The sequence below is a fragment of the Kitasatospora phosalacinea genome, assembly GCF_000717185.1.
In the GTDB taxonomy this organism is placed as follows: domain Bacteria; phylum Actinomycetota; class Actinomycetes; order Streptomycetales; family Streptomycetaceae; genus Kitasatospora; species Kitasatospora phosalacinea_A.
In genome coordinates this window covers 1-14245 of record NZ_JNYE01000075.1, presented here as the reverse complement: position 1 = coordinate 14245, position 14245 = coordinate 1, and the positions used below count along the sequence as shown (strand labels likewise).

Sequence of the window (14245 nt, the reverse complement as noted above, 5' to 3'; positions counted from 1 at the left end):
CACCAGGAGCCGGGGGTCCGGCTTTCTCTGAACGTGCCCGTACCGGTACGGTCAGGCAGGTCACCCCCGATCGGAGGAAGGGTCAGCGATGGCGATCGCCAAGGCAGAGCGGCTGATGAACCTCGCCCTGTGCCTGATGAACACCCGGCGTCCGCTCTCCAAGAAAGAGCTGCGCGAGTCCGTCGAGGCGTACCGGGAGGCCTGGCAGCAGGGCTCCGAGGACGCCTTCAACCGGATGTTCGAGCGCGACAAGGACGACCTGCGGGAACTCGGACTGATCATCGACGTGGACGAGAACGCGCTCGACGGCGAGATCGGCTACCTCGCCCGCCGCGACCGCAACCGCCTCCCCGAGATCGCCCTGGACGCCGAGGAGGCCGCCGCGCTGGCGCTGGCCGCCCGGGTCTGGCAGCAGGCCAAGATGTCCGGCGCCGCCAGCGGCGCCCTGCAGAAGCTGCGCGCCGCGGGCGTCCCGTTCGCCGAGGACCGCGAGCACGGCGCGCTGGAGCCGCGAATCCCCGGCCGGGAGGCCGCGTTCGAGCCGCTGCTCACCGCCGCCCGCGACCGGCGCCCGGTCACCTTCGACTACCGCAAGGCCGGCGCCGCGACCGCCGAGCCGCGCTCGGTCGAGCCCTGGGCGCTGGAGTGCTGGCGCGGCCACTGGTACCTGGCCGGGTACGACCGCGACCGCGGCTCGGCCCGGGTGTTCCGGCTCTCCCGGATCACCGGCAAGGTCCGCTCCCGGGCGGGCGCGTTCACCGGCGAGGTGCCCGAGCACGTGGACGTCCGGGCCGTGGTGGCCCGGTTCGCGGGCGAGGGCGCGACCGCGGTGGCGCGGGTCAAGGTGCGCTCGGGCGCGGCCTACCCGCTGCGCCAGCGGGCGCTGGAGACCCGGCCGGTGGACGCCGACTGGGACGAGCTGGACATCCCGCACGGCAACGGCCTGGGCGCCGACCTGGCCGAGTACGGCCCCGACGTCATCGTGATCGGCCCCGAGGACCTGCGGGCCGACGTCATCGACCGGCTGCGCGCCGTCGCCGGTCTCGCGGAGGTTCAGGCATGAGTAACGCGATCGACCAGACGCGGCGGATGCTGTCGCTGGTCACCTACCTGCGCGAGCGGCCCGGGGCCGAGGTGGCCGAGGTGGCGCGGGCGTTCGGGATCACCGAGCGGGAGCTGATCGGCGACCTCAACGTGCTGCCGATGTGCGGGACGTCCTTCCGCGGCGGCGACCTGCTCGACATCGACACCGACGGCGAGCGGATCTGGTGGCACAACGTCGACGACGTCGCCCAGCCGCTGCGGCTGGCCGCCGACGAGGCCACCGCGCTCCTGGTCGCCGCCCGCGCCGTCGCGGGCCTGCCCGGGCTGCGCGAGCGCGACCGGCAGGCGCTGACCCGGGCCGTCGCCAAGATCGAGGACGCGGCGGGCGAGAACGCCGAGTCCGCCGCCCGGATCGGCGTCACCTTCGAGGCCGAGGGCACCGTCTTCGCCGACATCGACCGCGCCCTCAGCGAGGGCCGGCTGATCTGGCTGCGCTACTGGTCGCACGGCCGCGGCGAGCTGACCGAGCGCGAGGTCGACCCGATCCGGCTGGTCACCGAGGGCCACACCTACCTGGAGGGCTGGTGCCGGACCTCCGAGGACCGGCGCACCTTCCGGCTCGACCGGATCGCCGAGATCAAGGTGCTGGACGAGCCCGCCAACCCGCCCCGCCTCCAGCCCCGCGACCTGTCCGCCGGGCTGGTCGCCCCCACCGCGGACGACCCGCAGGTGGTGGTCGAGGTCGGCCCCGGCGGCCGCTGGGTCGCCGAGTACTACACCCACGACAGCGCCGAGGAGCTCCCCGACGGCGGCCTGCGGATCACCCTGCGCTCCGCCGAACCGGCCGGCCTGCGCACCCTCGCCCTGCGCCTGGGCCGGGACGGCCGCTTCACCGCCCCCGCCCAGCTCGCCGAACAGGCCCGCACCGCCGCGCTGGCCGCGCTGGAGCACTACCGGGACGGACAGGTCAGCGCCACGTGACCGACGGCACCAGGTTCAAGGTGTACTGCTCGCAGTGCCGGGAGAAGGTCGAGCTCCCGGCCGCCGAGTTCCGGCTGGCCCTCGGCGCCAGCAAGGAGCGCACCTTCTACAGCTTCACCTGTCCGGCCTGCGGGGCGTCCGTCCGCAAGATCGCCGGGGAGAAGATCGTCGCCGCGCTCACCGAGGCCGGCGTGCACACCATGCGGCTGCTGCCGGTGGACGGATAGGGAAGGGGCGGCGCACGTGAACTGGACCCTGGTCGGGGCCGTCCTGCTGTCCACCGCGGGCCTGCTGGTGCTCGGCGCGCTCGCGCTGCGGCTGTGGCTGGACGCCCGGGCGCTGGCCCGCGAGGTGGACGGCGCGGTCACCGCGCTGCAGCGGGCGAGCGGGTCCGACTGACGCGGCGCGGCGGGGGCCGGTCGGCCCGGTGCGGCGGGGGTCGGCCGGTGCGGTGCGGCGGGGGCGGACCGGTACCCGATCGTTGGGGACCGGGTTCCCGCCGCGACACCACGAGCGGCTACCATCGCCCGCAGAGGGGGAGCCCTGCCTCCCGGACAAGGAAGGCGGTGCCCGAGATGCGACTCCTTTCGCCCGGCTCGCTGCTGCTGGTCACGGTGTTCGCGGTGCTGCTGTTCGGCGGCAAGCGGCTGCCGGACGCGGCGCGGGCGCTCGGACGCTCGCTGCGGATCCTCAAGAGCGAGGGCAAGGCGCTGCGCCGGGAGTTCGACTCCGGCCGCGAGGCCGCCGCGCCCCCCTCCGGCTCCGCCGCCGCCCCCGCCGAGCCGGACCGGGTGGTCAAGGCCGCCCCCGGCGCGTCCCGCACCGACCGGGCCGCCTGAGCACCTCCCCCGAGCACCCACTGAACACCCACGTCGGGCTCCCGCCCCACTCCGACTACGACGAGCGCACGATTCGAGGACCGGGTTGAGCAAGACGACCAAGGCGGCCAAGGACCCTGAGGGGCGCATGGCGCTCGCCGACCATCTCCGCGAACTGCGCAACCGGGTGGTCAAGGCACTGCTGGCGATCATCGTCTTCACGATCGTTGCGATGTTCTACCACAAGCGGCTGCTCGACTTCCTGATCGCGCCGCTGCCCGCCTGCGGCCCGGACGGCAAGCCGACCGGCGGCATGGACCACTGCGCCGAGATCTCCAACATCGGCCTGACCACGCCGTTCACGGTCATGCTGAAGGTCAGCCTCACGGCCGGCGTGGTGGCCGCCACCCCGGTGTGGCTGTACCAGCTGTGGAAGTTCGTCTCGCCGGGCCTGCACCAGCACGAGCGGCGCTACTCGATCACCTTCCTGGCCGTCGGCACCCCGCTGTTCCTGGCGGGCGCGGTGCTCGCGTACGTGGTCATGCCGGTCACCGCGCAGATGCTGATCAGCTTCATCGCGGACGGCGTCACTTCGATCGTGCCGGTGGAGGACTACCTCGACCTGATCACCCGCATGGTGCTGGTGTTCGGCGCGGGCTTCGAGCTGCCGCTGTTCCTGGTGATGCTCAACCTGGTCGGGGTGCTCACCGGCAAGCGGCTGCTCGGCTGGTGGCGCGCGATGGTCATGGGCATCACGGTGTTCGCGGCCTTCGCCACCCCGTCCGCCGACCCGCTGTCGATGCTGGCGCTGGCCGCGCCGATCTGGGCGCTGTACTTCCTGGCGGTCGGCATCTCGCTGCTGAACGACAAGCGCAAGGCCGCCCGCAACCCGTACGCCGGGCTGAGCGACGAGGAGGCCTCCGAGGTCGACCTGACGGTCGAGGGCGTGGCGGAGGCGGAGTCGGTCGGCGGGGTGGAGCCGGTGGAGGCCTCGGCGCCGATCCCGGCCGCGCGCCGCGACCAGATCGACGACGACATCACCTGATGACCCCCTGAGCGGTCGAACGGCCCCGGACCCCTGTGGTCCGGGGCCGTTCCGCGTTCCGGGGGAGTTGCAGGGAAGGGCGTTCCAGGGAGGGGGTCTCGGGGAGGGGGAGGCGGGGGAGATCGGTGCTGGTGGGGGGCTTGCCCGCGGTTCGAGCCATGTGACATATTACTGACGTGCTCAAGCGAACCCCCTACGACGTCGTGGTGGTCGGCGCCGGTGTCGTCGGCGCCGCCTGCGCCTACTACGCGGCCCGCGCCGGCCTGAAGGTCGCCGTGGTGGACCGCGGGCCGGTGGCCGGCGGGACCACCGGCGCGGGCGAGGGCAACCTGCTGGTCTCCGACAAGGAACCCGGCCCCGAACTCGACCTCGCCCTGCTCTCCACCCGCCTGTGGCGCGAACTCGCCGAGGAGTTCGGCGACCGCGTCGAGTACGAGCCCAAGGGCGGCCTGGTGGTCGCCACCGGGCCCGCCGGACTCGACCTGCTGCACGGCTTCGCCGCGAAGCAGCGCGCCGTCGGAGTGGAGGCCCTCCCGGTCGCCGCCGACGAACTGCGCACCCACGAACCCCACCTGGCCGAGGGCCTCCCCGGCGGCTACCTGTACCCGCAGGACGCCCAGGTGCAGCCCGCCCTCGCCGCCGCCCACCTGCTGCGCGCCTCCGGCGCCGACCGCTACCTCGGCGAGGCCGTCACCGCCCTGCTGCGCGGCCCCGGCGGCAGCGTCACCGGCGTCGCCACCACCCGCCGCGAACTCGCCGCACCCGCCGTGGTCAACGCCGCGGGCACCTGGGGCGGCGAACTCGCCGCCCTGGCCGGCGTCCGCCTGCCGGTGCTGCCCCGGCGCGGCTTCGTCCTCGTCACCGAACCGCTACCGCGGATCGTCCGGCACAAGGTCTACGCCGCCGACTACGTCGCCGACGTCGCCTCCGGCTCGGCCGACCTGCAGTCCTCCGCCGTGGTCGAGGGCACCCCCGCCGGGCCGGTGCTGATCGGCGCCAGCCGCGAACGGGTCGGCTTCGACCGCACCCTCGACCCCGAGGTGCTGCACCGGCTCGCCGCCCAGGCCGCCGCGCTCTTCCCGGTGCTGCGCACCGTCCAGGTCCAGCGCTCCTACCGGGGCTTCCGCCCCTACCTGCCCGACCACCTGCCCGCGATCGGCCCGGACGCCCGCGTCCCCGGCCTGCACCACGCCTGCGGGCACGAGGGCGCGGGCATCGGCCTGGCGCCCGCCACCGGGCTGCTGATCAGCCGTCGACTGACCGGGCGGGAACCGGAACTGGACCTCGCGCCGTTCCGCCCCGAGCGCTTCGAGGGCGCGGAGGCTGCGGAGGCTGCGGAGGGGGAGTCGTGAACGGGGCCGCGACCGGGGGCGGGCGCGGGGCGGCGGCTCCGGCGGCTCCGACGGCTCCGGCGGCGGTGCGGAGGGTCGGGGGCCCGGGGGCCGGGGGAACTGGGGGGAGCTGGGGGAGTCGGGGGAGCCGTGCGGTACGAAGCATGCGAAGGCGAGGAGTAGCCATGGACCCGCTCGACCTGGTGGGCGCCGAACCCGGGCCCGCCCGGACCGTCCTGTTCGACGGGCGCCCGGTGCCCGCGCTGCCCGGGCAGACGCTGGCCGCCGCGCTGTGGGCCGACGGCGTGCTCGCCTGGCGCACCACCCGCGGCGGGGGCCGTCCGCGGGGCGCGTTCTGCGGGATCGGACAGTGCTTCGACTGCCTCGCCACCGTCAACGGCCGCCCCAACCAGCGCCTGTGCCTGCTGCCCGCCGAGCACGGCGACACCGTCACCACCCAGGAGGGCCACGGCCATGCCGACCTCGAAGTCTGAGCCGTCCGGCGGCCGTGCGGAGGTCCACGACCTCGCGGTGATCGGCGCGGGCCCCGCCGGACTGGCCGCGGCCGACGCCGCCGCCGGGCTCGGCCTGCGGGTCGCGCTGGTCGACGCGGGCAGCCGCCCCGGCGGCCAGTACTACCGGCACCCCGCGCCCGGACTCGGCGCGGCCCGGCCGGAGAAGCTGCACCACGGCTGGGCGGCGTTCGCCCGGCTGCGTGCCCGGCTGGCGGCCTCGCCGCTGGTCGACCACCTGCCCGGCCACCACGTGTGGGCGGCCGAAGCGGGCGTCCCCGGCGACGGGGAGCGCCCCTGGCGCCTGCACGCCACCCGCGGCCCCGAGGCCGGCGACCGGGCCACCGTCCTGGCCCGCGCCGTCCTGCTGGCCACCGGCGCCTACGAGCGGCACCTGCCCTTCCCCGGCTGGACGCTGCCCGGAGTGGTCACCGCGGGCGGCGCGCAGGCGATGCTCAAGTCCTCCCTGGTGCTGCCCGGCCGACGGATCGTGGTGTCCGGCAGCGGCCCTCTGCTGCTGGCCGCCGCCTCCTCGCTGGTCTCGGCCGGCGCGGAGGTCCCCGCGATCGTGGAGGCCACCTCGTACCTCGGCTACGCCCGCGGACTGCCGGCGCTGGCCGGCAACCCCGCGAAGCTCGCCGAGGGCGCCTCGCACGGCGCCAGGCTGCTGCGGCGCGGCGTGCGGCTGCGCCGCAGCAGTGCCGTGGTCGAGGCGCACGGCACCGACCGGGTCACCGCCGTCACGGTGGCCCGACTGGACGCCCGGTGGAAGCCGGTGCCCGGCAGCGAACGGCGCATCGCGTGCGACGCGCTGGCGATCGGGCACGGACTCGTCCCGCAGATCGAACTCGCCACCGAACTCGGCGCCGAGACGGTCACCGGACCGGACGGCGCAGCCGCCCTCAAGGTCGACGCCGAGCAGCGCACCAGCGTGCCCGGGCTGTGGGCCGCGGGGGAGACCTGCGGCGTCGGCGGCGCCGACCTGGCGCTCGCCGAAGGCGTCCTGGCCGCCCACGCGGTCGCCGGACGCCCCGCCCCCGCCCGGGAGACCGCCACCCGGCGGCGACGGCGCGCGTTCGCCGCGCTGATGGCCGCCGCGCACGCTCCCGGACCGGACTGGACCAGCTGGGTCACCGACGACACCGACGTCTGCCGGTGCGAGGAAGTCCCGGCGGGCGAGATCCGGGCAGCCGTCGAGGAACTCGGCGCCGGCGACGCCCGGACGGTCAAACTGCTCACCCGGGCCGGGATGGGCTGGTGCCAGGGCCGGATGTGCGGGCCCGCGGTGGCCTGCCTGTCCGGCGACGGCGGGGGCGGGCGGGCGGACAGTCGACCGCTCTCCTGTCCGGTGCCACTGGCGCAACTGGCGCAACTGGCGGGGCCGGTCGAGCCGGAGCAGCGGAGACGGGACTAGCCGGTCGGCGGGCCGGCGCCGGGCCGGGGGCGGTTGCCTCCGGTGTGGCGCCGGGACGTGCTGGACGGTGGGCCGGGCAGTCGGGCAGTCGGGCAGGTGGACGGCCTGGCGGCCGGATGGCCGGGCAGTTGGTGCCGGAGGCTGAGGCGGCCTGATCGCCTGACCGTCGCTGCCAGGCGCCGGAGGCTGAGGTGGCCGGGGGCCGGGTGGCCGGAGGCCGGGTGCTGGGCAGTTGGCTGTCGGGCCTCGGGTGCCGGGCAGTTGGTGCCGGAGGCGGCCGGACGGCCGGATAGCTGGGCAGTCGGGCAACCGGGTGCTGGATGCCGGGCAGTTGGTGCCGGAGGCTGAGGCGGCCTGATCGCCTGACCGTCGGTGCCAGGTACCAGGTGCCAGGTGCCAGGTGCCGGAGGCTGAGGTGGCCGGGGCTGTTGGTGGGGCCGGTGGTTCGGGGGCGTGTCGGGGCGGGAGGTGTCGTTCTCGGTGCGGGTTCCGGGCCGGGTGTTCGGCTGGATCGACTCGGGTGGCGGGTCCTCTTGTGGACTCGGCTCGCCCACTTATAAAATGTCACACATCATATCTAGGGAGACCCCCATGACCCGCACCCCCCACGACTCCACCCGGCCCTGGCGCGGCATCATGGTCGCCACCACCCTCCCCTTCCGGGATGACCTCACGGTGGACTACGACGCCTACGCCGAGCACGTCCGCTGGCTGATCGACAACGGTTGCGACGGCGTCGTCCCCAACGGCTCGCTCGGCGAGTACCAGACGCTCACGCCGGAGGAGCGCGCCAAGGTCGTCACCACCGCGGTCGAGGCGGCCGGGGACGGGGCCCGGGTGATGCCCGGGGTCGCCGCGTACGGCAGTGCGGAGTCGCGCCGCTGGGCCGAGCAGGCGGCCGAGGCCGGGGCCGGTTCGGTGCTGCTGCTGCCGCCGAACGCCTACCGGGCCGACCACGCCGCGGTGCGGGCCCACTACGCCGAGGTCGCGAAGGTCGGGGTGCCGGTCGTCGCGTACAACAACCCGATCGACACCAAGGTCGACCTCGTCCCGGCGCTGCTGGCGCAGTTGCACGCGGACGGTTCGATCGTCGCGGTCAAGGAGTTCTCCGGCGACGTCCGCCGCGCCTACGAGATCGGCGAGCTGGCCCCGGGCCTGGACCTGCTGATCGGTGCCGACGACGTGCTGCTGGAGCTGGCCGTCGCCGGTGCGGTCGGCTGGATCGCGGGCTACCCGAACGCGCTGCCCGCGGCCAGCTCCGCGCTGTACCACGCCGCCGTCTCCGGCGACCTGGCCACCGCCGTCCCGCTCTACAAGTCGCTGCACTCGCTGCTGCGCTGGGACTCCAAGACCGAGTTCGTGCAGTCCATCAAGCTCTCGATGGACATCGCGGGCCGCCCCGGCGGCCCGACCCGCGCCCCGCGCCTGCCGCTGGCGCCGGAGATCGAGGCCGCGGTGCGCGCCGCGACCGAGAAGGCGCTCGCCGAGGGCCACCGGTAACCACCCCGCGCGGGAGGCCCGGACCGGCACCGGGGGAGCCGGTCCGGGCCCCGCGCCCCCGTCCCGACACCCGCCAGCTGACTGGAGAGCACCGCGATGCGGACCCGTCACGTCTTCCACGCCGTCGACTCGCACACCGAGGGCATGCCCACCCGGGTGATCACCGGCGGCTTCGGCACCGTCCCCGGCGCCACCATGGCCGAGCGGCGCACCCACTTCCAGCAGCACCTGGACGGGTTCCGCACGCTGCTGATGTACGAACCCCGCGGCCACGCCGCGATGAGCGGCGCGATCCTGCAGCCGCCCACCCGGCCGGACGCCGACTTCGGGGTGCTGTACATCGAGGTCTCCGGGCTGCTGCCGATGTGCGGCCACGGCACCATCGGCGTCGCCACCGTGCTGGTGGAGACCGGGATGGTGCCGGTGGTCGAACCCGTCACGACCGTGCGGCTGGACACCCCCGCCGGGCTGGTGGTCGCCGAGGTCGCGGTGCGCGACGGGGCCGCGGTCGCCGTCACCATCCGCAACGTGCCCTCGTACTCCGTCGCGCTGGAACGGGAGTTGGCGGTGCCCGGGTACGGGACGGTCCGCTACGACCTCGCGTACGGCGGCAACTACTACGCGATCCTGCCGCTGGAGCAGTTCGGGCTGCCGTTCGAGCGCGGGCGCAAGGACGAGATCCTGGCCGCCGGGCTGGCCGTGATGGAGGCGGTCAACGCCTCGGAGGAGCACCGGCCGGTGCACCCCGAGGACCCGTCCATCCACGGCTGCCACCACGTCCAGCTGCTCGCGCCCGGCTCGGACGCGGTGCACTCGCGGCACGCGATGGCCATCCACCCCGGCTGGTTCGACCGCTCGCCCTGCGGGACGGGCACCTCCGCGCGGATGGCGCAGCTGCACGCCCGCGGCGAGCTGGCGATCGGCGCCGGCTTCCGCAACGACTCCTTCATCGGGACGACCTTCACCGGCCGCCTGGTCGCGGAGACCACCGTGGCCGGCCTGCCCGCCGTCGTCCCGACCGTCACCGGCCGGGCCTGGCTGACCGGCACCGCGCAGTACTTCCTCGACCCGGCGGACCCGTTCCCGACCGGCTTCCTGCTGTAGCGGCCCCCCGCCCGCTCCGCCAACTCCCCTCCAGCGAAAGGTTCCTGACCCATGACCACGATCGACTCGTACAATCCCGCCGACCCCGACGACCTGGTCGCCTCGGTGCCGTCGACCGGGGCCGAGGGCGTCGCGGCGGCGCTCGCGGGCGCGCGCGAGGCGCAGCGCGGCTGGTGGGCGCTGGGGGCGGCCGGGCGGTCGCTCGCGCTGACGGCGGCGGCCGCGGCGATCGAGGGGGCCGCCGACGAACTGGTCGAGCTGGTCGTCCGGGAGGTCGGCAAGCCGGTCGCCGAGGCCCGCGGCGAGGTCGCCCGCACGGTGGCGATCTGGCGCTACTACGCGCAGGCGCCGTTCGCCGCCTCCGGCGAGGTGCACGAGCCCGCCGCCGGGCCGGGCCTGCTGCTGACCCGCCGCCGCCCGTACGGGGTGGCCGGGCTGATCACGCCGTGGAACTTCCCGCTGGCGATCCCCAGTTGGAAGGCCGCGCCCGCGCTGGCCGTCGGCAACGCGGTGGTGCTCAAGCCGTCCTCGGAGGCGGTCGCGGTGGCGCTGCGGCTGGCCGAGCTGGCGGGCCTGCCCGAGGGCGTGCTGACGGTCGTGCCGGGCGGTGCCGAGGCGGGGACGGCACTGATCGGCGGCGCCGACGTGGTCTCCTTCACCGGCTCGACCGGGGTGGGCCGCTCGGTGATCGCCGGGGCGACCGGGCGCGGCATCCCGGTGCAGGCCGAGATGGGCGGCCTGAACGCCGCCCTGGTGCTGCCCGACGCCGACATCGCCCGGGCCGCCGCGGACCTGGCGGGCGCCATCGCGGGCTACGCGGGCCAGAAGTGCACCGCCACCAGCCGGGTGATCGCCGTCGGCGACGCGTACGAGCCGCTGGCCGAGGCGCTGGTGAAGGCGTTGGAGCAGACCCCGGCGGCCGACCCGTCCGCGCCGACCACCTCCTGCGGCCCGGTGATCAACCGGCAGGCGCTGGAGCGGCTGACCGACGCCGTCGACACCGCCCGGGCGGGCGGCGCCACCGTGCTGGCGGGCGGGGCGCGGGCCGAACGGGCGGGCTGGTTCCTGGAGCCGACCCTGGTGGAGGGCGTCCCGGCCGGGCACCCGCTGCTGGCGGAGGAGTTCTTCGGCCCCGTCGCCGTGCTGCTGCCCGCCGCCGACCTGGACGAGGCGGTCGCGCTGGCCAACGACACCCGGCACAGCCTCTCCACCTCCGTCCACTCGCGCAGCCTGGACGTGGCGCTGGCCGCCGCCGACCGGCTGGACGCGGGCATGGTCCGGATCAACGCGCCCTCCAGCGGCGTTGACTTCCACCTGCCGTTCGGCGGCGCCAAGGGCGCCTCGTACGGCTCCCGCGAGCAGGGCCGGGCCGCGCTCGACTTCTACACCGCCTCGCGCACCGTCAGCGTGCTGCCCGCCGGGGAGCAGTGATGCAGCAGATCTCCACCACCGACTACCACACCGCGGGCGAGCCGTTCCGGATCGTCGTCGCGGGCCTGCCGCCGGTGCCCGGCGACACCGTCGCCGAACGCCGCTCGATCGCGATCGGCGCGGGCGGCAGCGCCACCGCGCCGCGCCCCGGCGCGCTGGACGACGTGCGCCGCCTGCTGACCCGCGAACCGCGCGGGCACGCCGGGATGTACGGCGGGTTCGTCGTCCCCGCGGACGACGGCGAGGCGCACTTCGGCGTCCTGTTCTGGCACAAGGACGGCTACTCGACCGCGTGCGGCCACGGCACCATGGCGCTCGGCGCCTGGGCCGTGGACACCGGCCTGGTCGCCGCCCCCGAGGACGGCACCGCGCTGGTGCGCATCGACGTCCCCTCCGGCCGGGTCAGCGCCACCGTGCACCGCCGCGGCGGCCGCACCACCGCCGTGACCTTCCGCAACGTGCCGACCCGGGTGCTGGCCCGCAAGGTCGAACTGACGGCGGGAGGACGCACGGTGGCCGTCGACCTGGCGCACTCCGGCGCGGTCTACGCCTCGCTGCCCGCCGCCGCGCTCGGCCTGTCCGTCGTCCCCGACCGGCTCGCCGAACTCACCGCCGCCGGACGGGAGGTCCGCGCCGCACTGGAGGGCCACGAGGCGCTCGCCGGGCACCGTGACGGCGTCTACGGCGTCATCCTGTACGACGAACTGCCCGACACGCCGACCGGTCCGCACCAGCGCAACGTCACCGTCTTCGCCGACGGCCAGATCGACCGCTCCCCGTGCGGCTCCGGCACCTCCGCCCGGCTCGCCCTGCTCGCCGACGAGGGCGCCCTCACCGGCGGCCGCGTCCTGCGCCACGACTCGATCATCGGCACCGTCTTCACCGGCCGCGTCCGCGGGCCGCAGGACGGCGCAGTGGTCACCGAGGTCACCGGCACCGCCCACCGCACCGGCGAGCACCGCTTCGTCCTCGACGGCGAGGACACCCTCGGAGCGGGGTTCCTGCTTTGACCGTCGCGCAGTTGGAACTGACGCTCGACCACGCCGCCGCCGTGGCCGCGCTGGAGCGGGCCCTGCTGGACGGGCTGGACGTGGAGGGGTGCCCGCCGCGGTCCAACGTGCCAGTGCCGGCGGGGGAGTTGCTGCTGATGCCCGCCGCGACCGGGCGGTACGCCGGGGTGAAGATCGCCGGGGTGGCGCCGGCCAACCCGGCGGCCGGGCTGCCCCGGATCACCGGGGCGTACCTGCTGCTCGACGGCCCCACCCTCCAGCCGCTGGCGCTGCTGGACGGGGCGGCGCTCACCGCGCTGCGCACCCCCGCGGTCACCGCGCTGGCGGTGCGGGCGCTGGCGGCGCCGGACGTGCGGCACCTGGTGCTGTTCGGTGCCGGGCCGCAGGCGCTCGGCCACCTGGAGGCGCTGCGGGCGGTGCTGCCCGGGCTGGACCGGGTCACCGTGGTGGCCCGGCGGCCGGGGCCGGCGGCCGAACTGGTCGCCCGCGCCGCCGCGCCGGGCCTGGACGCGGCCGTCGGCACGCCCGGGGCGGTCGCCGACGCGGACCTCGTGGTGTGCTGCACCACCGCCCGCACCCCGCTGTTCGACGGCGCGCTGGTGCCGGACCGGGCGGTGGTCGCCGCGGTCGGCTCGCACGAGCCGGGGGCCCGCGAGGTGGACGCCGAACTGGTCGGCCGCGCCGACCTGTTCGTCGAGGCCCGGGAGGTCGCGCTGCGCGAGGCCGGGGACCTGCTGATGGCCGGGGTCGGGGCCGGACGGCTCGTCAATCTGGCCGAACTGGTCGCCGGGAAGGCCGCCGTCCGCCATGATCGACCCAGGTTCTTCAAGAGCGTGGGCATGGCGTGGCAGGATCTTGCGGTGGCGGCGGCGCAGTACGCGGCGGCGGGGTAGCGCCCCGGCTCCCGGACACGGACGGCGACATCCGCCCGTAGGGCATTCACTCTCCGCAACGTGACATTGTACAATGGGGTTCTGTTGAACCTCCGGAGGAACACCATGGCCGACCTCAAGCCCCGCAACCTCATCTCCGTCCAGGAGCGGCTGCGCGACCAGGTCGCCCACGCCCTGCGTGCGGCACTCATCTCCGGGGAACTGCGCCCCGGCGTGGTCTACTCCGCCCCGACCCTGGCCGCCGACTTCGGGGTCTCCGCCACCCCCGTCCGCGAGGCGATGCTCGACCTGGCCCGGGAGGGCCTGGTCGAGGCCGTCCGCAACAAGGGCTTCCGGGTCACCGAGCTCTCCGACCGGGACCTCGACGAGTTCACCGAGATCCGCGCGCTCATCGAGATCCCCACCGTCGGCCAGGTCGCCCGGACCGCCACCGCCGAACAGCTCGAAGCGCTGCGCCCGCAGGCCGAGGCGATCGTCGCGGCCGCCCGCAAGCACGACCTGATCGGCTACCTGGAGGCCGACCGGCAGTTCCACCTCGACCTGCTCGCCCTGGCCGGCAACGCCCGCCTGGTCGAGACCGTGGGCGACCTGCGCAAGCGCTCCCGCCTCTACGGCCTCAACCGGCTCGACCAGCAGGGCGAGCTCGTCACCTCCGCCGAGGAGCACCTCGAACTGCTCGACGTGCTGCTGACCGGCGACGCCGAGGCCGCCCAGGCGTGCATGACCCGCCACCTCGGCCACATCCGCCACCTGTGGGCGGTCGGCGACAAGCCCGCCGGGTAGTCCGGCGGGCAGGCAGGAGGGCCGGGGGGCAGGCCGGTAGGCCGGAGGGTGCGCTGCGGCTGTCGGGGCGCCGGTGGGGCGCTGACCGCCTGTCAGGCCCGCGCGGTCGCCGTCCGTCCGAGCAGGAACCACGCCCCCGTGCGCACCCGCCAGCCGCCCTCGCGCCGACGGGGCCCACCGCCTGCGGGCCCGAGGCCTCCGGCGGGGCGGGCGCCGCGGGCCCGGCACCCTCCGCCGCGCCCCCGCGGAGAGCAGCCCGGCCTTCCCGGCCCCCGTCGAGCGCGCTAGCTGTTCTGTCCTGTGAGGTTGGGGACGCGGCTGGCGGGTGGTTGGCCGGCGAGTGCGGTGTGTCCGCGGTGGTGATTGTAGGTGTGGAGCC

Annotated in this window: 15 protein-coding genes; all 15 read left to right on the top strand. The window is 75.5% G+C overall.

The genetic code is table 11. The features are described from left to right. Window positions 1–88: 88 nt before the first annotated feature. The 15 genes from OO57_RS27135 (at window position 89) to OO57_RS27070 (ending at window position 13866) form a co-directional block, all read left to right on the top strand. Entirely contained in the window at window positions 89–1063 is a 975-nt protein-coding gene (locus OO57_RS27135; protein ID WP_033255306.1) for a helix-turn-helix transcriptional regulator, read from the top strand. Then, window positions 1060–2025, top strand: a complete 966-nt coding sequence (locus OO57_RS27130) for a helix-turn-helix transcriptional regulator (protein WP_033255305.1) — start codon at window positions 1060–1062, stop codon at window positions 2023–2025. Before OO57_RS27135 ends, OO57_RS27130 begins: the two co-directional genes overlap by 4 nt. Continuing rightward, complete coding sequence (locus OO57_RS27125) at window positions 2022–2252, top strand: hypothetical protein (RefSeq protein WP_033255304.1); 231 nt, start codon at window positions 2022–2024, stop codon at window positions 2250–2252. Before OO57_RS27130 ends, OO57_RS27125 begins: the two co-directional genes overlap by 4 nt. A 16-nt stretch (window positions 2253–2268) precedes the next feature. Continuing rightward, the gene (locus tag OO57_RS44150; protein WP_158715237.1) at window positions 2269–2424 is read left to right on the top strand and encodes a hypothetical protein; all 156 of its coding nucleotides are present in this window, start codon (window positions 2269–2271) and stop codon (window positions 2422–2424) included. A 176-nt stretch (window positions 2425–2600) separates the two neighbouring features. Further along, on the top strand, window positions 2601–2864 hold the full coding sequence (locus OO57_RS27120; RefSeq protein ID WP_033255320.1) for a twin-arginine translocase TatA/TatE family subunit: 264 nt from the start codon (window positions 2601–2603) through the stop codon (window positions 2862–2864). Between the two features lie 85 nt (window positions 2865–2949). Beyond that, window positions 2950–3888: a twin-arginine translocase subunit TatC gene (gene tatC / locus OO57_RS27115; protein ID WP_033255303.1), complete on the top strand. Its 939-nt coding sequence runs from the start codon at window positions 2950–2952 to the stop codon at window positions 3886–3888. A gap of 176 nt (window positions 3889–4064) precedes the next feature. After that, window positions 4065–5240 carry an NAD(P)/FAD-dependent oxidoreductase gene (locus OO57_RS27110; protein WP_033255302.1) on the top strand — a complete coding sequence of 392 codons (1176 nt, stop codon included), beginning with the start codon at window positions 4065–4067 and terminating at the stop codon, window positions 5238–5240. 164 nt (window positions 5241–5404) lie between these two features. Continuing rightward, window positions 5405–5713 carry a (2Fe-2S)-binding protein gene (locus tag OO57_RS27105; protein ID WP_033255301.1) on the top strand — a complete coding sequence of 103 codons (309 nt, stop codon included), beginning with the start codon at window positions 5405–5407 and terminating at the stop codon, window positions 5711–5713. Continuing rightward, a complete protein-coding gene (locus OO57_RS27100; RefSeq protein WP_033255300.1) occupies window positions 5694–7145 on the top strand; it encodes an NAD(P)/FAD-dependent oxidoreductase in 1452 nt (483 codons plus the stop codon). Before OO57_RS27105 ends, OO57_RS27100 begins: the two co-directional genes overlap by 20 nt. A 591-nt stretch (window positions 7146–7736) precedes the next feature. After that, window positions 7737–8645 (top strand): dihydrodipicolinate synthase family protein, encoded by a 909-nt coding sequence (locus tag OO57_RS27095; RefSeq protein ID WP_033255299.1) that lies wholly within the window; start codon window positions 7737–7739, stop codon window positions 8643–8645. 96 nt (window positions 8646–8741) lie between these two features. Then, complete coding sequence (locus tag OO57_RS27090; protein WP_033255298.1) at window positions 8742–9749, top strand: proline racemase family protein; 1008 nt, start codon at window positions 8742–8744, stop codon at window positions 9747–9749. 51 nt (window positions 9750–9800) lie between these two features. Then, window positions 9801–11180, top strand: a complete 1380-nt coding sequence (locus OO57_RS27085; protein ID WP_033255297.1) for an aldehyde dehydrogenase family protein — start codon at window positions 9801–9803, stop codon at window positions 11178–11180. Continuing rightward, window positions 11180–12190 (top strand): proline racemase family protein, encoded by a 1011-nt coding sequence (locus OO57_RS27080; RefSeq protein WP_033255296.1) that lies wholly within the window; start codon window positions 11180–11182, stop codon window positions 12188–12190. The genes OO57_RS27085 and OO57_RS27080 overlap by 1 nt, the downstream gene beginning before the upstream one ends. 11 nt (window positions 12191–12201) lie before the next feature. Beyond that, window positions 12202–13083, top strand: coding sequence for an ornithine cyclodeaminase family protein (locus tag OO57_RS27075; RefSeq protein WP_033255319.1), 882 nt, complete (start codon window positions 12202–12204; stop codon window positions 13081–13083). A gap of 105 nt (window positions 13084–13188) precedes the next feature. Beyond that, window positions 13189–13866 (top strand): GntR family transcriptional regulator, encoded by a 678-nt coding sequence (locus OO57_RS27070; RefSeq protein ID WP_033255295.1) that lies wholly within the window; start codon window positions 13189–13191, stop codon window positions 13864–13866. Window positions 13867–14245: the final 379 nt, after the last annotated feature.